This is a genomic window from Acidimicrobiales bacterium (assembly GCA_040219515.1).
Classification (GTDB): Bacteria; Actinomycetota; Acidimicrobiia; order Acidimicrobiales; family Aldehydirespiratoraceae; genus JAJRXC01.
Genome location: JAVJSI010000014.1, coordinates 234,602 through 254,509 on the forward strand (window position 1 = coordinate 234,602; position 19,908 = coordinate 254,509).

Below are 19,908 nucleotides of genomic sequence, written 5' to 3' on the forward strand. Positions count from 1 at the left end.
GCAACGGTCAGGCGCCGAGTTCGTCGAGGAGGTGGTCGATGCGGCGGGTTTGTTCGGCCATTGCGGATTCGAGCGCGGCCACACGCGCTTCGAGATCCGTCCGGTGCGCGGCCGGCTCGACCGACCCGGCGGACATCGGCGGAGGTACAGCGTCGGGATCGGTCCCCTGGACGGGAGGCGCCGGGGCGACGGAGGTGTGTGAGGCCGACCAGCACTGGTCGACGCGGGGTTCGCGCTCGCCTGACTGGCGGGGTAAACGCACGGCCAGCGGTTCGGGGCGGGTGGCGAGTCGGTCGATGGCGGCGTCGACCGCGGCCTTGTCGCCGTGGGGACCGTCGGTGTAGCGCTCGGTGCGGGTGGCGATCTCGTTGAGGGTCTGCGGGCCCCGGAGCACGAGGGCCGCGAGCACGGCCAGTTCGTGGCCGTCGAGACCGAGCGCCTCGTCGACCACGTGCTTGTGCTTGCCGACCCGATGGCCGCTGCCGGTGACCGTGCGGGCGAGCTTCATCTCGCGCAACTCGAGCATGAGCGCATCGACCTGACGCTCGCTGTAGTCGACCACCGGGTTCCGGTTGGTGCTCTGGTTGCACGCGTTGGTCAGCGCATTGCTGCTCAGTGGGTAGCTGTCGGGCGTGGTCTGGGCCTTCTCGATGAGGCAGCCGACCACCCGGGCCTGCTCGGCGGTGAGGTCCACGGCGTCACGCTAGTAGCGGTGTTCGGCGAAGAAGTGCTCCACGAGTCCGTTGACGATGTCGGCCCGCTCCCACTGCAGGAAATGTCCGGCGCCGGGGATGGCAACGGGGCCGATCCGGTTGCGGAACGCCACCTCGCAGCAGTGGACGAAGTCGGTGCCGACCACGGCGTCGTCGGGTCCGTAGAGCACCAGGGTCGGCACGTCGACGAACTGCGACATGAGGGCCGGTTCGCTCTGGGCTCGGCCGTAGCGGCCCTCGTAGGGGGCCCACGCCGAGCGGAGTCGATCGCCGTCGCGAAACGGCTCGGTCATGAACGCCAGGTCGTCGGCGGTGAACGCCCCAGGGGAGGCCAGCAGTCGGTGGGTGTAGAAGCCGCGCACCCAGCGTTCACGCTTGTCGGGCGTGTCGAGTTCCTCGATCAGCGCATCGCCGTGGGCGCCCTGATCGACCTGGTAGTCGGTGGTGGGCCCGTCGCCCATCGCCCGGATGCTCGTGAGGTCGATGCCTGCCTCGATGAACTCCTCGAGCAGGATCGGCGGCACCGTGTTGAAGTAGACGAGCTTGTCGACGACGTCGGGGAAGCGATGCAGAAGGTCGACGGCGACCGCCCCACCGACATCGCCGGCGACCACGCCGAAGCGTTCGTGGCCGAGGCCCGTCATCAGTGCATGGAGGTCGCGGCTGTAGCGGGCGATGTCGTAGACGTCGTCGGCCGAGAGGTCGGAATCCCCGTAGCCACGGAGGTCGGGGGCGATCACCTCGTAGCCGGCCGCCGCCAGCGGTTCGATGTTGCGCCACCAGACGCGTTTGGTCTCCGGGTAGCCGTGGATCAGCAGCAGCGGGTAGCCGGCTCCCTCGCGGACGTAGGCGAGGTGGAGGTCGCCATCGACCGGGGCCCGATGGATCGTGAAGGCATCGGCCGCCGGTGTGCGAGGTTGGGTGGGGCGAAGCCGGTGGTCGTAGGGCGGGTGCATGCGGCCATCCTTGCCGCCGGTCAGTCCCAGAGCGAAGCGAGCAACGCGTCGACCTCGTCGGCCACGCCGACGGTCGTCAACGGCATCTCGTCGCGGAGGTCGACCTCGCGCGCCGTGGTTCCCTCGTCGAACAGCTTGCGCACGGGGTCGATGAAGCGGCTGAGCTGGGCGTAGACGTGGCGATCGTCGGTGGCATGGCGGTTGACGTGGAACCGCAGCGGGAAGTTGACGGTGAGTTCGTCCTTTGCCCTGGTGAGCGCCACGTACATGAGCCGGAGCTCTTCGGCGAGACCGTGCTCGTCGCCGAGCGCCATCTCCGACGGCATGTTGCCGTCGGCCGCGTGCAGCAGGTGCACGCTGCGCCACTCGAGCCCCTTGGCCGAATGGATGGTCGAAAGTGTGAGCCAGTCGTCGTCGAGATGGGGAGGCCCGGCCTGGTCGCTGGTCTTGCTCGGCGGGTCGAGAGTGAGCTCGGTGAGGAATCGACTGCGGGTGGTGTAGGCCGCGGCGGTCGCCGCGAGCTGGTCGATGTCGGCGACCCGGGCGGCCGCATCGTCGTAGCGGTTGGGGAAGACGAGCGCGCAGAAGGTCTTGAGCCGGTCGACCTGGAGGGCCGGGGAGATGTCGGTGAGACATGCGGCCAGCGCCGAGCGCAGCTCGTCGGCCTGATCGGCGGCCGACGCCGGGACCCTGCCGGCGCCATCGACGAATCGGGCCAGCGCGTCGTCGTCCTCGCGTTCGATGCCCAGCTCGTCGACGAGGCGGCGCACGGTGGCCGGACCGACCCCCTCCATGGACGAGAGCACCCGATGCCAGGCGAGCTGGTCGGCCGGATTGTCGAGGATGCGCAGCAGCGCGAGGAGGTCTTTCACATGGGCCGACTCGAGGTACTTCAGGCCGCCGTACTTCACGTAGGGGATGTCGCGTCGGGTCAGCTCGAGTTCGAGCCCGTCGGCGTGGTGGCCGGCCCGGAACAACACGGCTTGTTGGCGGAGATCGATGCCGCGCTCGCGGGCATCGAGCACGGCGGTGGCCACCGACGCGCTCTGGGCGCCTTCGTCGTGGTGGGTCTTCAATTTCGGGGTGAGCCCGTGGGCCCGACTCGACCACAGCTCCTTGGCGAAGTGCTCGTCGCTCTGCGAGAGCACCGCGTTGGCGACGGCGAGGATCGGCATCGTCGAGCGATAGTTCTGCTCGAGGGTGACACGGGTGGCGCCGGGAAAGTTCTCGGCGAAGTTCCACATGTTGGCCACGGTGGCGGCCCGGAAGCCGTAGATGGCCTGCGCATCATCGCCGACGGCACACAGATCGGTGTCGGGTCGACACATGCCTCGGATGATGTCGGCCTGGATCGGATTGGTGTCCTGGTACTCGTCGACGAGGATGTGGTCGAACAGGTTGCGCATCGAGTCGCCGGCCGAGCCCGCGAGCAGTCCCCGCCAGAACAGCAGCAGGTCGTCGTAGTCGAGGACCTGATGGGTGCGCTTGCGGGTGGTGTAGGCGGTGAAGATGGTGCGGAGATCGTCGCCGTGCTCCGCGCACCACGGGTAGTCGGTTTCGAGGACGGCATCGAGCTTTGCCTGGCTGCTGACCATCCGCGAATAGATGCCGGCCACCGTTTCCTTTCGGGGGAACCGTTTGCCCCGTTCGCCGAACCCCTCGTCGGTGCGGGCCATGCCCATGAGGTCGGTGGCATCGGGTTGGTCGAGCACCGTGAAGCCGGGAGCGAGTCCGGCGCTCTGGCCGAAGTTGCGAAGCAGCCGATTGGCGGTGGAATGGAACGTGCCGCCCCACACGCGAGCAGCGGCGCGATCGGTGGAGACGGCCGCCACCCGGGCCAGCATCTCGCCGGCCGCTCGCCGGGTGAAGGTGAGCAGGAGTATCCGGCTCGGGTCGGCGCCGCCGTCGATGATGCGGGAGACGCGGGCGGCGAGGGTCTTGGTCTTGCCGGTGCCGGCACCGGCGACGATGAGCAGGGGCGAGCCGACGTGGTCGACGGCGGCCTGTTGCTCGGCATTGAGCGAATCGAACATGCGTTCGACTCTAGCCGCCGGGCCCGTCCGGTTCCGGGGAGTCCGGTTCTAGGGAGCGTCGTCGGAGACGGCCAGGATGATCTCGACGGTGTTCTGCCCCGTGACCAGGCGAAGCAGGCCGAGCGGGATCGCCTCGCCCGCGTCCGCGGTCGTCGCCGAAAGCGTCAGCGTGGTGGAGTCGCCAGGAGCGAGCGTGCCGTCGGATGGACGGGCGGTGTAGGGCCCCACGGTCTCGGTCTGCCAGGACATGGCCTCGTCGCCCACGTTGGCGAACGTGAACTCCACCGGTGCGCCCGAGGTCAGAATGATGGGGTCGGTGCTGCCGAAGAAGACCGGTCCGAACCCGCCGGCATCGGGAACGGTGGGAGAGGTGCTGGTGGTGGGTGCGTCACCGGGCAGGCTGTCGGTGGACGTGTCACTGGTGATCTCGCCGGACGTGCCGCTGTCGGGGGTGTCGGCGGGGATCGCGTCGGGAGGAATCGTGTCGGGGGGTGGTTCGTCGGGGCCGGTGAGCACCGGCCAGGCCAGGATGGCCCCCGTCAGCACCGCAGCGGCGATGAGGAACCCGGCGATGGCGGTGAGCAGCGCCCGCAGGCGGCCTCGGCTCTCACCATGAGCGACGGGATCGCCGGCGGGCTCGGCCGTGCTGTCGGCGTCGAGTTCGGTCGGGATGCCCTCGTCGGGCTCGGTCGGGATGTCGGCGTCGGTCGGGAGGACCGCGTCGATACGCGGGGAGACGTCGTCGCCGGTTGTCGATGGAGGGTCGTCGACGGCAGGACCGAGCGCGGCCAAGACGAGCCGGCGGACCTGAGCGGGGGGCAGCTTCGTCGGCATGGTCCCCGCGAGCGTGGACCACGGCTCCAGGCCACGTCGTGTGGCGGTGCACGTCTCGCAGGATTCGACGTGGCGAGCGATGCGGGCGCGGATTGCAACGCCGACGTTGTCGTCCGCATCGGCGAGGATCCGGTCGAGCACGACGCAGGACGCTCGCCCGTCGGCGGCGACGAGGAGCGAGCCGACGGACGCGGTCAGGCGATCGTCGAGGCGCTGTTTCCGGCTGACGAGCTGCTCGGGCGCTTCGTCGAGGGCGAGCGCGAGGTCGGCGCCGTCGAGTCCGTGGCGGGTGTGGAGCCAGAAAAGGTCCTGGTCCTGGGGTTGGAGGTCGGCCACGGCATCGTCGAGCAGCTGGGCCGGGGTGTCGTCGGGCGAGGCGACGGCGCCCCACTCCCGTCGGTGCGGACTGTGGTCGCGACGTCGGGCAGTGTCGCCGACCACGCGACGGGCGATGCCGAAGAGCCAGGGGCGGAGGGTGGTCGGATCGCCCAGTCGGTCGATCTCGCCGTGTGCTCGCACGAACGTCGCCCGGAGTGCCTCGGCGGCCTCGGTCGTGTCGCGCAGGCGGCCGAGGCAGTACGTGTGGATCTGCGGCGCGTAGTGGTCGTAGAGCGCGGCGAACGCCTCGGCGTCGCCGCTGATGGTGGCTGAAACGAGCGTGGTCTCGGGGGGAATGTGCGGCATGGGCTCCTCGTGCACCTGAACCATCCTAGGTGCGTTGCCATGCGCTGGGAGGGCCACCGACGGCCTGGGATTTCCTTTGTGGCGCCGACCGGCGAGACTGAGACGATGCCGCCGCCGATGTCTCGACCGTCGAACGAACTGTGAGCGAGATCCCGGCGGGGATCGTCACGTTCCTGTTCACCGACGTCGAGGGGTCGACGCGTCTGTGGGCGGCTGATGCGGCAGCCACCGCCCGCAGTCTCGAGCGTCACGATCGGATCATCCGTGACGCGATCGTCAGCCGTGGGGGCTACGTCTTCGGCTGGGCGGGCGATCACTTCCGTGGCGCGTTCGTGGATCCCAAGGCGGCGGTGGGCGCGGCGATGGCCGCCCAGGCCGCGCTGGCGGCCGAGGACTGGGAGAACGGCCCCGCGCTGCGTGTGCGCATGGGTCTGCATCGAGGCCGGGCCACCCAGCGCGACGGTGACTACTTCGGCACGGTGCCGAACACGGCGGCGCGCCTCGAGGCGCTCGCATCGGGCGGTCAGGTCCTGCTGTCCGATGCCGTCGCGAGCGTGGTCGACGTCGAGATGCTCGCCCTCGGCCAGCACCGCCTGCGCGACGTTCCCGATCCGGTCGACATCTCGCAGGTGGGGGTCGCATCGTTCCGGCCGCTCCGGGTGATCGATCCGTCGTTGTCGACACTGCCGCTGCCGGGCACCCGCATCATCGGACGCAACGACTCGGTCGCCCGGGCCCGACACCTTCTCGAGTCGGCGCCCATCGTCACGCTCACCGGCACCGGCGGTTGCGGCAAGACCCGACTGGCCGTCGAAGTGGCCTACCAGGAGCTGCCGAGTCGGGCGGACGGTTGCTACTTCGCCGATCTGTCGAGCGTCTCCGACGGCTCGGAGTTGCCCGCCGCGCTGGCGGCCGCGGTACGGCTGGAGTTCGGCGGTTCGCGCGAGGGCGCACTCGATCAGGTCATCAACCACCTCGCCCGTCGCGACGCCCTGCTCGTTCTCGACAACTGCGAGCACATCCTCGACGACTGTGCGGACTTCGCCGAACGTCTGCTCGCCCGGGGGAGCGCGACGGCGCTGCTCGCGACGACCCGTCAACGACTCGAGGTGCCCGGCGAGCGCGTGATCGCGGTGGGTTCGCTGGGTCTCGACGGCGAGGCGCACGCCGTGGAGTTGTTCGTCGAGCGGGCCACGACCGCCAACCCCAACTTCCGCTGCGGAGACGACGAGAGCGACCCGGTTCGGATGACCGTGGTCGACATCTGCCGACACCTCGACGGGATGCCGCTGGCGATCGAGTTGGCGGCGGCGCGCATCGCGGTGCTGTCGCCGAGCGAGATTCTCGATCGGATGGCCGACCGGTTCCGCTTGCTGTCGGGTGGTCGGGGTCGGCAGAAGCGGCGGACCCTCCAGGCCACGCTCGACTGGTCCTACGACCTGCTCGACGACGACGAGCAGCAGTTCTTCCGACGCTGCGGGGTGTTCGTCGGGTCGTTCGACCTGCCCGCGGCGGTCGCGGTCTCGGGCTTCGATGACTACGACGCGATGGACCTCCTCGGCTCGCTCGTGGCCAAGTCGCTGCTGGCCGTCGACGAGGCGGCAGCCAACCCCACGGCCCGCTATCGCCTGCTCGAGACCATCCGCATCTATGCGAGCGACCACCTGGCCCGAACCGAGGACGTGACGGCGGCTCGCGACGCGCACCTCCGCTGGTTTCTCTCGCAGACGGTCACCACCGATTTCGGCGAAGCGACCGACCTCGTCCGTGCCGGTGGTCTGCGGCTCGACTGGGCGAACATCGCCAGCGCCCTGGAGTGGGCGGTCGTTCGCGAGCGCGACGGGGCAGTGCGCGACGGGACACCGCGCGATGGGGAGAAGACGGACGCCGGTGCCGACACGGCCGCCGCCATCGCCTTCGGTTGCCAGGGGCTCTGGGAATCACAGATCCCGGCGATCGAGGGTCGCCGTTGGGTGGAGCAGATCGCCGACCGCCTCGAGCCGGGGCCTCACCGCGATTGGATGCACTACATCCGCGCCGTCCTCGCGATGCAGCTCGACGATTTCCCGGTCGTGCACGACCAGCTCGACGCGCTGCTGGCGGCCGAGGGCACGACGCCGGAAGTGCGGGCCCAGGCAGCCGGGCTCATGGCCTTCCTCTCGTGTCGCCAGTACCCCGACCGTGCCCGCGAGCTGGCGAGTCACTCGCACGACATCGCCACGCAACACCAGCTGCCCGACGAGTACCTGAGTCCCGGGGTGTGGGCGCAGGGGTGTCTCGCGCTCTACGAGAATCGCGTCGCCGACTCGTTGCCCCACTTCGCCCGCGCCTACGACCTGCTCGAGGGGATGGGTCGCCACACGAATCATGTGGTGATGTCCGGGCTGGCGCTGGCCTCGGCCCACTTCCTCGCGGGAGAGCCCGAGCGCGCCCTCGAGGTCGTCGACTCGAGGGAGTGGTCCTCGTCGGTGTGGGACAGTTCGCCGATCGTGCGGGCGATCGCCCTCATCGACCTGGATCGGTCGGCCGAGGCCGCGAATCACGTCGTGGAGTTCGGCGTGGCCGCGCTACGGGGTCGGCTCAGTCGCATGGCCAACGACGCCCTGGTGGGGTTCGCCGCACTGGCCATCCACCGCGAGGAGCGCGACCACGCATGGCTCCTTCTCCAACAGGCAGCGTCGCCGAAGACGCCCTTCACCATCGGGTTGGCCGAGGGGCTGGCGGACCGACTCGGCCACGGAGAAGAACTGCGGGCCATCCATCGGGGGCGGCAGAAGCCATTGAGCGAACTCGACGCGTCGGAGCACCTCCGCGCCGAACTCGATCGCATTCGCCGGGCGGCCATCTGAGAGCAGGGGGTTGACAGAAAGCACTGAAACAACATGAAATGGGTGATGTGTGACTTGACGTACCCACTGAGAGGTCTGCCGTTGGGCTAAGTTCGGGCGATGGCGGGGACGATCGTGTACATCGACGGGCTGAATTTTCATGCAGGAGCAGTTCGGGGAACTCCGGAAGCGAAATGGGTCGACTTCGAGGAGCTATCGCGGCGTTTGCTTCCCGCCGGCGACACCTTGGTTCGCGTCAAGTACTTCACGGCCCCAGTGTCGGCACAGGTAGCCGAAGATCCGGGTTCAGTCCGCCGCCACAACTACCTACTCCGGGCTATCGACGCCAACCCATTAGTGGAAGTGCACAAGGGGAAGTTCATTGCTCCCAACGAGTGGCGTTCGATTGCTGTCGACCGACGTTGGGCGGACCGGACCCGGCCAGCCTCTTGGCCCGCCCTGGGGAAGCTCCTAGACCGCAAACAGTCCAAGTCGCGAGCACAGAGAAGATGGAAGGTCAGGGTGCAGCTACCGCAGGAGAAGCACACCGACGTGGCGTTGGCGTCACACCTCTTGGCGGACCTTCTTTCTCCATCGCCGCCTTGCGCTCAAGCAATCCTGGTTTCGAACGACTCGGACTTGATGCCTGCCGTCAAGATGGCGGTCTCGCTGGGGAACGTCGTGGGGGTCGTCAGCCCGATGGCCGTCGTGGCCAAGGATCTTGAGAAGGTCGCATCGTGGAGTTGGCCCATGCGGCGAGAGCTGCCCGGCCAGTGCCAGATGCCTGACATCGTCCCGCTCAAGAAGGGCCACGTGGAGCGCCCCAAGGCCTGGAAATGACAGAAGCCCACCCTTGCGGGTGGGCTCCGAATCTCACCGACGAAGCGGTGAGAGGGTTATGACTGCATCATACCCACAGCGACGCTCTAGTCAACTAGGTCTTCCGATTCAGTTCCGTCCTCAACGGGGTCGCGATCGGGGTCGACGGCGAGTAGCGCCTTCAGCGCCTCCTCGGGGTCGAGCGGTATGGCGACTCGTTCGTCACGGTCGGGTACCCCATGATCGCTCATTCTTGAACCTCTTGACAGTTTGTGTCGATCCTGCTTATCTCATAAGCATGGTCTACCCAATCCCGGAGCCGGATGATGTGCTCCCCGTCGTACTTGACGATCTCGCCCACCTTGTGCCCTCGCTCTCGGCCGGTATCGACTTCGCGAATGATCTTCTCTCCGATGATACCGACAAGGACAACCACTACTGGTCCCACAGCGCTCGGTACAAGGCTCGTCGCGAACTCATCGCCTCGGGCGCGCCGGTTCGGCCCGACGTGGCCAACTCGGGTATCCACCTCGTTCTCGGAGATCTACACACTGCTCGCGTACTTCGGTCGGTCAATCGGGAAACCCCGCCCCCAGGACACAGCACGGAACGGCGCAGCGAGTACAACGTTCAGCAGACTCTGAATCTCGCGATTGGTGTGAACGGCCAGAGGCTTCCATCCCTGCCGTTCGTGATCGATTGGTATGACCTCGACGACGAACCGGTCGTGCACATCGGGCTTCCACGCGAGCCATGGTCATGGGGCAAGAAGATCAAGATGTTCTGGCGTGTACCCCTTCCAGGCGCAGAAGGCGGCTACTCAGGGCTCAGGTTCAACCCGTCCGACGATGGCGGCGAACCCGACATCGTCTACGTTCACCCAGCCGAAGAATCGAGGAAGGGTCAGTCAGGGTGACGGTCGGAGATCGAATCCGCCATGTACTCGAGTACTACGGCTGGACGCAGAAAGACCTCGGTCTTCACCTTGGAGTGACGCAACCCCGCGTTAATCAGATGCTTGGGGCGATTTCGCTCGATCCAAGCCGGCTGGATGAGCTCGCGGCGGCCACCGGATTTTCGCCAGATTTTTTCTCGCGGGGACCGCTTCCGGACCTCCCCGAAGGAAGCCTTCGATTCAGGAAGAAGGCAAGAGCGACCCAGCGCGACGACGACCGCGTGCGCGCTGTCGTGCGTCACACGATCGAGGCAGTCCAGCTGGCATCCACAGTCGCCTCACCGCCACCGGTCCGCATCCAGTCTCTCCACGACGACATTCCCCTGAACGAGATCGAAACCGTGGCCGAGTCGGCACGAGAATGGCTTGGGGTGGGACGAATGGACCCGATCGCCAACATCGTCCGTGCAGTCGAACGCGCCGGTGTCGTGGTCGTCTATGCCAACGCGGAGGTCACCAGCACGGACCGACTCGACCACGACGGTGCCGCGTTCTGGCCCGACCCTCCCGTTGGGGTACCTGTGATCTACGCAACACGTGGACGCACGGGCGACCGGACGCGACTCACCGTTGCTCATGAACTCGGGCATCTCGTCTTGCATCAGTATCGCCATCCCCCGTCGGTCCAGGCCGCCGAGGAAGAAGCGTTCCGCTTTGGCTCGTCCCTGATCGTGCCGGCCGATGCAATCCACTCGCTGCGCACACCGATCACCTTGAAGGTCTTGGTCGAAGCCAAGGCGCGATGGGGGATGTCAGTGCAAGCGCTTGTCAAGCGGTGCTACGACCTGAACGTCATCGACAAAGACCGGCAGACGTCGCTCTACAAGCAGATCGCGTCCCGCGGGTGGCGGACCGCAGAACCGGTTGAGGTTCCGGTAGAGGAACCGGCACTGATGCGGCGTCTTATGGAAGCGGCATACGGGTCTTCGGACCCGATGCGGGTCGGAAAGAAGCTGGGGATACCGGCGATTCCGACTCGCGATCTAGTCGCTTGACCTCCTGCTAGGGGCATGTTCTGGTTGACCGCTGCGGGCCTTGGAAGCTGCTGCGTCGGGTCCGATCCCCGAATGCTCCACCTTACCGATCAGTCACGCCTGAGTGGCTTCCAGGACAACCGGCGCCCCTGCGTCTGATCGATGACCCGGCGCATGCGCTCGGTGTCGGTCATGTCCCGGGTGGAGTAGCGGTAGTCGAACTCGGCGAGGTACCGGGGCAGGTGCTCAGGTGAGACGTGGTGGTGGGTGCCGTCGATGCTGCGCTTCAGCTGGCTGAAGAAGTTTTCGGCCTGGTTCGTGGACACGTCGCCGCGGACGTATTCGTGGCGGTCATGCGCCACATGCTCGTGTGACACGAACTCGTGGCCGATCTGGCGGTAGCCGGCGTGTCCATCGGTGTGGAGGTGGCTCGATGGCGTATCGACCTGCTCGGCGATCGCGTCGCGCAGCGTGTCGCCGGTGACGTTGGGGACGACTCGTGATCGGACCTCGCCCGTGGTCTTGTCGACCAGCGACAGTACAGCGGTCTTGTGATGGGGGGTGCCTGCGTAGCCCTTGGAGGTGCCGGGGCGCTTGCGGCCTTGCTGGTGCTTGTTCTTTGGCAGACCGCCGATGAACGTCTCGTCAGCAACGACGGTGGTGTTGGCCAGGAGTCCGGCCATTGGCTCACGCTTCATCGCTTCACGAATCCGATGCGTCATGAACCACGCCGACTTGGCAGTCAACTCATACTTGCGTTCGATCTCGCGGGCCGAGATGCCGTTCTTCGATGCACACATCTCGAAGATCACGAACAGCCACTTGCGCACCGAGATCTTGGTGCCGTGGAAGATGGTGCCGGTGAGTACCGAGAACTGGTGGCGGCAGTCGGCGCACTTCCAGCGACGACGCTGGGTTGCGGTGCCACGGTTCGTCTTGCGTGTCTCGCCGCCGTCCTTGGGGGCGATGAAGTAGAACTTGCGAACGCTGCCGCACTTCGGGCACGACTGGCCGGAGCGGTCCTCGCCCCAACGCATGTCCTCCAGCAGCTTGTACGCCTCTGCCTCGGTAGTGATGCGCTCCGCTAGGCGGATGATCGAGATGGGTTCGCTGCTCATGCACCCATTATGCCTGTTCAACGTGGGTACGTCAAGTCACACATCACCATGAAATGCTTTCAATGTCCGACACCGCTACCGCCGCCACCGCTACCGCTGACACCCTGCTGATCGATCTTGGCGCGGCCCGCGAGCTCGCGGTCCTCCTCTCCGCCGCGGCGGAGGAGATCGTCGCCGACCAGATCGCCCTGCGGGACCATCTCGACCGGGCGTCGGCGCTGTTGCACACCGACCGCACGGGGGCGCTGGTGCCGCTCGCGTCGGCTCGGCGAGGGTTCGAGGACCTTGCCGGCGATCTGCGCGGGCGCCTCGACCAGATCGATCGCACCCACCACGGCTTCGGGGTGCTCGACCACCTGTCGACGCAGTTGGACGCCTGGCAAGGCAGTCCCCGAGCGGAGGGTCGCGAGGCGCTGCTCGCCGAGATGCGGGAGGTGATCCTTCGACTCGTCGACGGCGACGAGGACCACGCCCGTCGTGTCGAGCGAGCGATCCGCGGTGGGCTCACCGCGGCCGCGGCGTTCGAGTTCGTCGCCGCCGAGCTCGCGTTCGACCAACGGGTTGCGGCTGTCATGAGTGGTTTCGGCCTCGACGAGACGTCGGCGCGAGAAATGATCGAGCGGTTCGACGCGAACCTCGTCGACCTCCGGGCCCGCGGATTCGGCGACGACGAATCGCTCGCCGCGTTGACCATCGTGGAGAACTTCGAGCTCGACCTGGGCGTGATCCTCCACCATGCAGCACAGACCGACACCGGCCTGCTGGACACGGTCGGGCAGGGTCTCGCGGCACGGGGACTCGGCGTCACCCTCACCGAGTTCGAGGCGCTGGCCGGGCTCGAGGAGCACTTCTCGGTGTTCGACAACGCCACCGGCGGGGCCCGTGACGAGCGGGTCTCGGTCGGTGACCTCGAGTTCGTGGTCGAGCACCCCTGGCTGTTCGCACCGAGCCAGGTGGTTGCGGCGCAGGCGCTGCTCGATCTTCCCGGGTTGCGTCATCGCCTCGACACGGCCGAGGCCAACACCGACCTGTTCGCCGCCGGCGGGTTCGGGTCGACCGAGCCCGGCGACGGAATGATCGCCGAGGTCGACCTGCGGGCCTTCATGCTGAAGGCGCAACTCCACACGATCCTCGGCGACTACGCCGACGAGATCGACATCGCCGCCGACGCCTCCGGCGTGGTCGACGGATACCGATCCGAGAACGACTTCCGCGCCTTCGTCGCCGACAACCCGGACCTGCCCGAAGAGGTCGTGGCGGCGGCCGAGGTCGCCCTCGAGGCCGGTTGGTTCGACGAGTCGTGGTTCCAGGAGCACAAGGACGAGCTGGCGATGGCGGCGGCGCTGCTGGCGTCCGGCGCCGTCATCGTGGCCACCGGTGGGGCCGGTTCGTTCGTACTGGTCGTCGGGTCGGGGATGCTGGCCGCCGGCGGCACGACAATCGCGATCAACCTCGCCACCGGCGAGCCGATGCTCGACGACCTGCTGGCCAACACGGCGAAGGGCGCCTTCATCGGCGCGGGGATCCATGCCGCGGCGGCCGGCGCCGCGGCCTCGCTCACCGCGACCACGGGTCTCGGGCGGGTCGCCGCCATCGCCGGTGTCACCGGAGGGTCGGCCGACGTGATCGCCACCGGCGGGTTCGATCTGATCATCCCCGAAGAGGACGAGGGGGCCGTGCACGATCTCGCCGAGCAGATCGGCACGGTGGCCGGTGGCATCGAAGCAGCGGAGGGCATGGGCGAGTGGGCCACTCGCCACATGGCCAGGTTCGACTCGGTCGAAGAGCAACTCGCCGCGTTGACCGACCGGGTGAGTCGACAGCGCCAGGCGCGTCATGTCCAGGGCTCGCCGAACCAGATCGACGGCGGCTACTTCGACGATGCCGCCGATGCACAACGGGTGCTCGACGCCGTCCACGACCGCTCGGCCGACGTCCTCTGCATCACCCGCAACCAGGATCTGCTCGTCCGCTACGACGGCGTGACGGGGATCCACCGGAGCATGCCCGAGTCGGGGCTCGAGATCGCCGAGACCAACATGTTCCTGATCAAGGGCACCTCGATTCCGAGTGTCGTCCCGACCCGTCCCTGGAGGACCCGCTGATGTCGACTGACCACGAGTACGTCCCGTTCCGGCGACCGGAGACCACGCTCCAGGAAGAGTTCTGGCGGCACATGAGCAGCGTGGTCACCCGCGCCGCGCTCGGCCACTTCGTCGACAACGTGTGGGGTCTGTCGATCACGACCGACCTCGAGACCGAGTGCGTGAACGCCTACCTGTGGTTCGAGTCGGAGCCGACCCACCTGGATCGCTTCGAGATGGCGGAGTTCGCATTCGAATTCGACGACTACAGCGGCGGTGTCGAGTTCAACCTCCATTGGCTGAAGGTGACCCGACAGGAGTACGGGAAGCTCGACCACCGCATGCAATGGATCTACGTCAAGCGGCATCCCGAGCGGGTGCTGCCCGACGACTTCGTCGAGAGCGAGCTGCGTTACTAACGACGGATCAGCTCCAGGCGACGGCGGGGTCGTCGACCTCGACCACGTCGGCGTCGTCGGTGAAGGCGATGAAGCGGTCGAAGGTGCGCAGGAACCAGCGGTCGTGGGTGACACAGACGACGGTGCCCTCGAACACGTCGAGGCCGGCCTCGAGCGCCTCGGCCGAGGCGACGTCGAGGTTGTCGGTCGGCTCGTCGAGCAGCAGCAGGTTGGCGCCGTCGATCTCGAGCAGCAGGATCTGGAAGCGGGCCTGCTGGCCACCCGACAGCGTGTCCCAGGTCTGCTCGGCCGAGAGGTTGAGTTCGTAGCGGCGCAGCCGGGCCATGGCCGGCCCGCGATTGAGATCGCGGGCCGCGAGGATGTCGATCAGCTGCTTGCCCCTGAGCTCGGGGTGATCGTGGGTCTGGTTGAACAGCCCGGGCACCACGCGGGCGCCGTGCTTCCATTCACCGGAGTGGGCGACGTCCTGGCCGGCGAGGAGTCGGAGGAAGTGCGACTTGCCCGTGCCGTTGCGGCCGACCACCGCCACCCGTTCGCCGAACCAGATCTCGAGGTCGAAGGGAAACGTGAGGTCGGTCAGTTCGAGCTGCTCGCAGATCACGACCCGTTTGCCGGTGCGCCCACCCTGCAGGCGCATGTCGATCTTCTGCTCTCGGGCGAGTTCCGGCGGTGCGCCCTTCTCGTCGAAGTGGCGCAGGCGGGTCTCCGCGGCGCGGGCACGGCTGGCGTTGGCATCGCTCATCGCGGCGCGGCGCTTCTGTTCGCGCATGTGGTTCACGAGCCGCTTGCGTTCCTGGGCCCAGCGTCGCTGCTCGTCGCTGATGAGCGAAAGGCGGTGTTCGCGGGCCTCGCGCCAAGAGGTGAACGACTCGCCGTGGGTCCACGCGCCGTTGGCCTCGATCGTCACGACCTTCTGCGACGACTGGGCCAGTAGTTCGCGGTCGTGGCTCACGTAGAGCACCGACTTGGGAGTCGAACAGATCCGTTCGGCCAGCCATTCCTTGCCGGGCACGTCGAGGAAGTTGTCGGGCTCGTCGAGCAGCAACACGTCGTGCTCCGAGCGCAACAGCAGTTCGAGCGCCATGCGCTTCTGCTCGCCGCCGGAGAACGTCGCCATCGATCGCTCGTTGACCTCGGACCAGGAGAGGTCCGTCACCCGGTGGGCGCATTCCTCCCACAGCACCTCGGCGTCGTAGCCGCCCACCCCACCCCAGAGGTCGAGCGCCTTGGCGTACTTCATGCCGTCATCGGTGCCCTCGGCCATCTGTCGCTCGGCCCGGGCGAGGCGGCCCGCTGCGTCCTGCAGCTCCGGGCTGGAGAGCGAGACGTAGAGATCGCGCACCGTCGTGGTGCTGCCGAGCGAGCCGACCAGCTGGGTCATCACGCCGAGCGATCCATCGACCGAGATCGTCCCGTCGGTGGGTGTCTCCGTGCCGGCGATCAGTCGCATCACCGTGCTCTTTCCGGCCCCGTTGGCCCCGACGAGCGCAACGTGTTCACTCTCGCCGACACGAAACGACACATCGTCGAGCAGCATCTGCCCGCCGGGAAGCGACCATCCGAGATGACTGACCTGGATGGATCCCACGGCCGACGACCGTACCGGGCCGAGCGCCGGCTCCGGCCGGAATATGACGCCGCCGCGCCGGTGTCCCTACGATCCTGCGATGCCCGACATTGCCGACGACCGCCGACTCGACCCCCGGCTGAAGCCGATGCTGGCCGCGTTCCCCGACCTCACCCGCGGTGACGCGGCGAGCTGGGAGGAACTGGTCGAGGAGGCCGCCGCCAACCGCGAGACGGCCCAGCTGATCGCTGCGTTCATGGACGCCAATGACACCGAGGAGATCGCCCCGTCGGCCGGTCTGCGGATGGCGAGCCACGAGTTCACTTCGTCGCCCGACGGCAACACCGTGAAGATCAACGTCATCCGCCCGGACAGCGACGAGACCGTACCCGGCGTCTACTACATCCATGGCGGCGGGATGGCGTCGCTGTCGGCGTTCGACGGCAACTACCGGGCGTGGGGCAAGATCATCGCGGCCAACGGGGTCGCGGTGACGATGGTCGACTTCCGGAACTCGATCTCGCCCTCGACGGCCCCCGAAGTGGCGAAGTACCCGGCCGGCCTCGACGACTGTGTGGCCGGACTCCACTGGGTGATCGAGAACGCAGGCGACCTCGGCATCGACCCCGACCGGATCGTCCTGGCTGGCGAGAGTGGTGGCGGGAACCTGTCGATCGCCAGCACCATGCGCCTGAAATCCACCGGCGAGCTCGGGCTCATCAAGGGTCTCTACGCGCTCTGCCCCTACATCGCCGGCGAATGGCCGTTGCCCCGACATCCGTCATCGACCGAGAACGAGGGGATCCTCCTCAGTCTCCACAACAACCGGGGTCGCATGGGCTACGGCATCGAGGCGTTCGACGCCGAGGACCCGATGGCGTGGCCGTCGTTCGCCACGGTCGATGACGTGGCCGGCTTTCCGCGCACGATGATCAGCGTCAACGAGTGCGATCCCCTGCGTGACGAAGGCATCGAGTTCTATCGGTTGCTCCTCGAGGCCGGGGTGGACGCGCGATGCCGGCAGGTGATGGGCACCATGCACGGCACCGAGATCTTCCCGATGGTGTGCACCGACATCTCCCGCGACACGGCCCGCGACCTGGCGGCCTTCGCCCGGAGCTGAGTCCGGGTCATTCGGAGCTGTCGAGGAGTTCGAACGACGTGGCCGCGAGGACCCGGCCGGCCACTTGGAGCTCCACCACGTGCGGGCCGGCGTGGTAACGCCGCGTCGAGGCCGTCGCGATCCTGCGGGACTTGGTGAGCTGGGCTGACTGTCCCGGCGCCAGTTCGATGGTGGTCCACTTGAAGACCTTGGGCGACGTGGTGCCCTTGGCCGCCGGGTGATGGATCACGAAGTCGACGACGAGGCGCTGGTGGGCGCCGGCGCGCGATGTGAGACTTGCGGTGAGCTGGATGGATTCGCCCAGCGAGAGTCGCTCGGGGCTCACGGCGAAATCGTCGACCTCGACCTCGGGATCGGTGGTGAAGCCGAGCACTGCGAGCGCACCGGCGTTGCCCTTCTTCACCAGACTGCGCAGGGCGTGGCGGATCATGGTCGGGTCGGTGGCGGGCTCGGCCTGCCAGTGCTCGCAGATCTCCACCACACGGGCCGGGTGATTGCGGGCGATGTCGTTGAGATGGTTGGCCACGGAGCGGCGGACGGTCTCGCTGGGGTCGTGACGCAGTGCGTGCAGCAGCTCGATGCCGATCTCGGGGTCGTCGAGCAGGGCCTGCACCTTCGGTCCCCACGGCAGATACGGGCGGGTGCCCTCCGAGGGCAACCGTCGCACCGCCTCGTCGGATGATCGCACCCAGACCCGCATCGCGGCGAGGGTCAGCGCGAGATGATGTTCGAGGAACGGACGCACCGCGAACTCGCAGGAGAACCGGCGGGTCAGGCGAGGCATCGCGACAAGTGATGCCGGCGGGTCGACCAGACCATGGCGCTCGACGAATGAGCACAGCGGCCACGCGGTGAACCCCTCGGTGCCGTCGGTCTCGGCGACGGCGACGACGAGCTCGAGCGCAGTGGGGTAGTCGTCGGGCAGCGCGGCACGGAGCTCATCGGCGATGAGGTTGATGCGATCCTTCAGTTCGAGCAGCGGGAAGGCCGCGACCAGAGTGTCGGCGAAGGCCACCGGGTCGAACGTCGGGTGCACCGATCGAAAGCGCGTCCCGAGGTGGGTGACGAGCGCTCGGTCGAACTGGTTCTTCAGCGGCTCGGCCACGGCCGCACCGTAGCGGAGGTAGTTTGCGGCGATGCCCAGTGACGTGATGCTCAAGGGAATGAACACGCTCCACCGGGGGCTGCTCAAGCTCAGCGGCGGCCGAGTCGGGTGGACGGCCGGGAAGATGCCGGTGCTCGAACTCACCACCATCGGCCGCAAGTCCGGGAAGCCCCGCAGCGTGATGCTCACGTCGCCGCACCAGGACGGCGACTCGCTGCTGATCGTCGCATCCCGCGGCGGCGACGACGTGCACCCGGCCTGGTTCCTCAATCTGCGAGAGGAGCCGGCCGTGAAGGTGGCAATGGGCGGAAACGAGGCCGAGGACTATGTGGCTCGGGTGCTCTCCTCGGAGGAACGGGCGGCACTGTGGGACACCGTCACGACGCGCTACACGAACTACGCCGGCTACCAGAAGAAGACCGACCGGGAGATCCCGTTCGTCTATCTCGATCCTGCCGGCGCGTAGCTACGCCCCTTGGCGCGGATGAAGGGCCATGCCAGCGCGATGCCGATCGCGGTGAGCACCAGCATTCCCGCAGCCGCGCTGCCGTAGGCCGCCGCCCGACCGGGGCCTTCGTAGACTGCCGCGATCACCGGCGCCGCGATGCCCGCGACGAGTGACTGCGATGCGCCCATCAACCCCTGGGCACCGGCCTGGCGCGATTCGGGCACGGCCATGGAGATCGCCACTCCCGAGGATGCAACCGAGATGCCGTCGGTGCACGCGTGCAACATCGCGAAGGCGAAGATCCAGCCGCCCGTGGGCAGCTGTCCGTAGAGGAACATGAAGAACGCGCCGCCGATCAGACCGGCGGCGCCGATACGGAACGGACCGATGCGCTGGGCGAGTCGGCCCGAGGTCGGGCCCAGGACCACCAGCGGCAGGGCGAAGAGGGTGATGCCGAGGTTGGCGAGCCAGTCGGTGGTGTGCAGATCCTCGTGAACGATGTCCCACAGCGCGTCGAACCCGCCGATCATCAAGAACACTGCCGCGCCGAGCACGACCGCGCCGGCGACCACGCGATCCCTCAGCAGGTCGAACGCGAGGCGCTGGGCGGTGGCGTCGTGTGTCTCGACCACGTCGACCGCGACGGCGAACGGCACGAGGGCGAGCGTGAGTGCGCTGACGACGAGGAAGGGGGAAGCCAGGCCGAACGGGCCCACGAGTGCCGCGCTGATCGCCGGCCCGGTGGCGAAGCCGAACACGTCGGCGCTGAGAAGACGGCCCAGGTTCTGACCGAGATTGTCGGGGTCGGCGAGGATCACGATGCGCCGAATCGCCGGGAGCGAGGTGCCGATGCCGATGCCCGAGATGATCCGGCCGATCATGAGCGGCCACAGCGACGTGCCGACGGCCATCAGCAGGAGACCGCCCACGTTGCCGAGCACGCCGGCGATGATGAGGCGACGGGCGTGGCCGCGGTCGGCGAGTGGCGCGATGATGATCTGGGCGAAGAAGGCGGAGATGAACCCGGCCCCGATCAGCAGGCCCAGCCACTTCTCGGCGATGCCGTACTCGTCGCGATAGTCGCCGACGATCGTGAACAGAACGCCGTAGCCGGCGGCCAGCGACGCCGACAGTGCGGAGAACACCCAGCCGGCCGGCACGCGCCGTCGTCGCGACAGTCGGGGTTCAGACATCAGCGCAGGCTACGGACTCGGGCCCCGGCCCGGTGGCTATTTCCGTCGGCCCCGC

General features: G+C 67.6%; 17 protein-coding genes. 8 read left to right on the plus strand and 9 right to left on the minus strand.

The window, feature by feature from the left end; genetic code table 11:
* Window positions 1-7: 7 nt before the first annotated feature.
* The 4 genes from RIB98_14490 to RIB98_14505 are packed head-to-tail and all read right to left on the minus strand — an operon-like array spanning window position 8 to window position 5,235.
* Complete coding sequence (locus RIB98_14490; protein MEQ8842188.1) at window positions 8-694, minus strand: YceH family protein; 687 nt, start codon at window positions 692-694, stop codon at window positions 8-10.
* Window positions 695-703: 9 nt separating this feature from the next.
* Entirely contained in the window at window positions 704-1,669 is a 966-nt protein-coding gene (locus RIB98_14495) for an alpha/beta hydrolase (GenBank protein MEQ8842189.1), read from the minus strand.
* Window positions 1,670-1,689: 20 nt separating this feature from the next.
* Window positions 1,690-3,702, minus strand: a complete 2,013-nt coding sequence (locus RIB98_14500) for an ATP-dependent helicase (protein ID MEQ8842190.1) — start codon at window positions 3,700-3,702, stop codon at window positions 1,690-1,692.
* Window positions 3,703-3,750: 48 nt separating this feature from the next.
* Complete coding sequence (locus RIB98_14505; protein MEQ8842191.1) at window positions 3,751-5,235, minus strand: sigma-70 family RNA polymerase sigma factor; 1,485 nt, start codon at window positions 5,233-5,235, stop codon at window positions 3,751-3,753.
* A gap of 125 nt (window positions 5,236-5,360) precedes the next feature.
* Between RIB98_14505 and RIB98_14510 the strand changes: the two genes are divergently transcribed.
* Together RIB98_14510 and RIB98_14515 are read left to right on the plus strand one after the other, a co-directional pair.
* Window positions 5,361-8,069, plus strand: a complete 2,709-nt coding sequence (locus RIB98_14510; GenBank protein ID MEQ8842192.1) for an adenylate/guanylate cyclase domain-containing protein — start codon at window positions 5,361-5,363, stop codon at window positions 8,067-8,069.
* Window positions 8,070-8,168: 99 nt separating this feature from the next.
* On the plus strand, window positions 8,169-8,888 hold the full coding sequence (locus RIB98_14515; protein MEQ8842193.1) for an NYN domain-containing protein: 720 nt from the start codon (window positions 8,169-8,171) through the stop codon (window positions 8,886-8,888).
* 86 nt (window positions 8,889-8,974) lie between these two features.
* Here the strand turns inward: RIB98_14515 and RIB98_14520 are convergent, their stop codons facing one another.
* Entirely contained in the window at window positions 8,975-9,118 is a 144-nt protein-coding gene (locus tag RIB98_14520) for a hypothetical protein (protein MEQ8842194.1), read from the minus strand.
* A gap of 47 nt (window positions 9,119-9,165) precedes the next feature.
* On the opposite strand from RIB98_14520, the gene RIB98_14525 reads away from it, so the two are divergent.
* Both RIB98_14525 and RIB98_14530 read left to right on the plus strand, forming a co-directional pair.
* The gene (locus RIB98_14525; protein ID MEQ8842195.1) at window positions 9,166-9,783 is read left to right on the plus strand and encodes a hypothetical protein; all 618 of its coding nucleotides are present in this window, start codon (window positions 9,166-9,168) and stop codon (window positions 9,781-9,783) included.
* Entirely contained in the window at window positions 9,780-10,817 is a 1,038-nt protein-coding gene (locus tag RIB98_14530) for an XRE family transcriptional regulator (protein MEQ8842196.1), read from the plus strand. Before RIB98_14525 ends, RIB98_14530 begins: the two co-directional genes overlap by 4 nt.
* An 89-nt stretch (window positions 10,818-10,906) precedes the next feature.
* On the opposite strand, the gene RIB98_14535 is transcribed toward RIB98_14530, so the two are convergent.
* Window positions 10,907-11,914 carry an IS1595 family transposase gene (locus RIB98_14535; GenBank protein ID MEQ8842197.1) on the minus strand — a complete coding sequence of 336 codons (1,008 nt, stop codon included), beginning with the start codon at window positions 11,912-11,914 and terminating at the stop codon, window positions 10,907-10,909.
* A gap of 62 nt (window positions 11,915-11,976) precedes the next feature.
* Here RIB98_14535 and RIB98_14540 point away from each other — a divergent pair, with 62 nt between their 5' ends.
* Both RIB98_14540 and RIB98_14545 read left to right on the plus strand, forming a co-directional pair.
* Complete coding sequence (locus RIB98_14540) at window positions 11,977-14,019, plus strand: hypothetical protein (GenBank protein ID MEQ8842198.1); 2,043 nt, start codon at window positions 11,977-11,979, stop codon at window positions 14,017-14,019.
* Complete coding sequence (locus tag RIB98_14545; GenBank protein MEQ8842199.1) at window positions 14,019-14,417, plus strand: hypothetical protein; 399 nt, start codon at window positions 14,019-14,021, stop codon at window positions 14,415-14,417. The genes RIB98_14540 and RIB98_14545 overlap by 1 nt, the downstream gene beginning before the upstream one ends.
* Before the next feature lie 7 nt (window positions 14,418-14,424).
* Here RIB98_14545 and RIB98_14550 read toward each other — a convergent pair whose 3' ends face one another.
* Entirely contained in the window at window positions 14,425-16,005 is a 1,581-nt protein-coding gene (locus tag RIB98_14550; protein ID MEQ8842200.1) for an ATP-binding cassette domain-containing protein, read from the minus strand.
* A gap of 79 nt (window positions 16,006-16,084) precedes the next feature.
* On the opposite strand from RIB98_14550, the gene RIB98_14555 reads away from it, so the two are divergent.
* A complete protein-coding gene (locus RIB98_14555) occupies window positions 16,085-17,107 on the plus strand; it encodes an alpha/beta hydrolase fold domain-containing protein (GenBank protein MEQ8842201.1) in 1,023 nt (340 codons plus the stop codon).
* A 7-nt stretch (window positions 17,108-17,114) separates the two neighbouring features.
* Here the strand turns inward: RIB98_14555 and RIB98_14560 are convergent, their stop codons facing one another.
* Window positions 17,115-18,212 carry a hypothetical protein gene (locus RIB98_14560; protein MEQ8842202.1) on the minus strand — a complete coding sequence of 366 codons (1,098 nt, stop codon included), beginning with the start codon at window positions 18,210-18,212 and terminating at the stop codon, window positions 17,115-17,117.
* Between the two features lie 31 nt (window positions 18,213-18,243).
* Between RIB98_14560 and RIB98_14565 the strand changes: the two genes are divergently transcribed.
* Window positions 18,244-18,678, plus strand: coding sequence for a nitroreductase/quinone reductase family protein (locus RIB98_14565; GenBank protein MEQ8842203.1), 435 nt, complete (start codon window positions 18,244-18,246; stop codon window positions 18,676-18,678).
* Here the strand turns inward: RIB98_14565 and RIB98_14570 are convergent.
* Window positions 18,654-19,853 (minus strand): MFS transporter, encoded by a 1,200-nt coding sequence (locus RIB98_14570; GenBank protein MEQ8842204.1) that lies wholly within the window; start codon window positions 19,851-19,853, stop codon window positions 18,654-18,656. The two genes, RIB98_14565 and RIB98_14570, sit on opposite strands and share 25 nt — an antisense overlap.
* Window positions 19,854-19,908 lie beyond the last annotated feature (55 nt).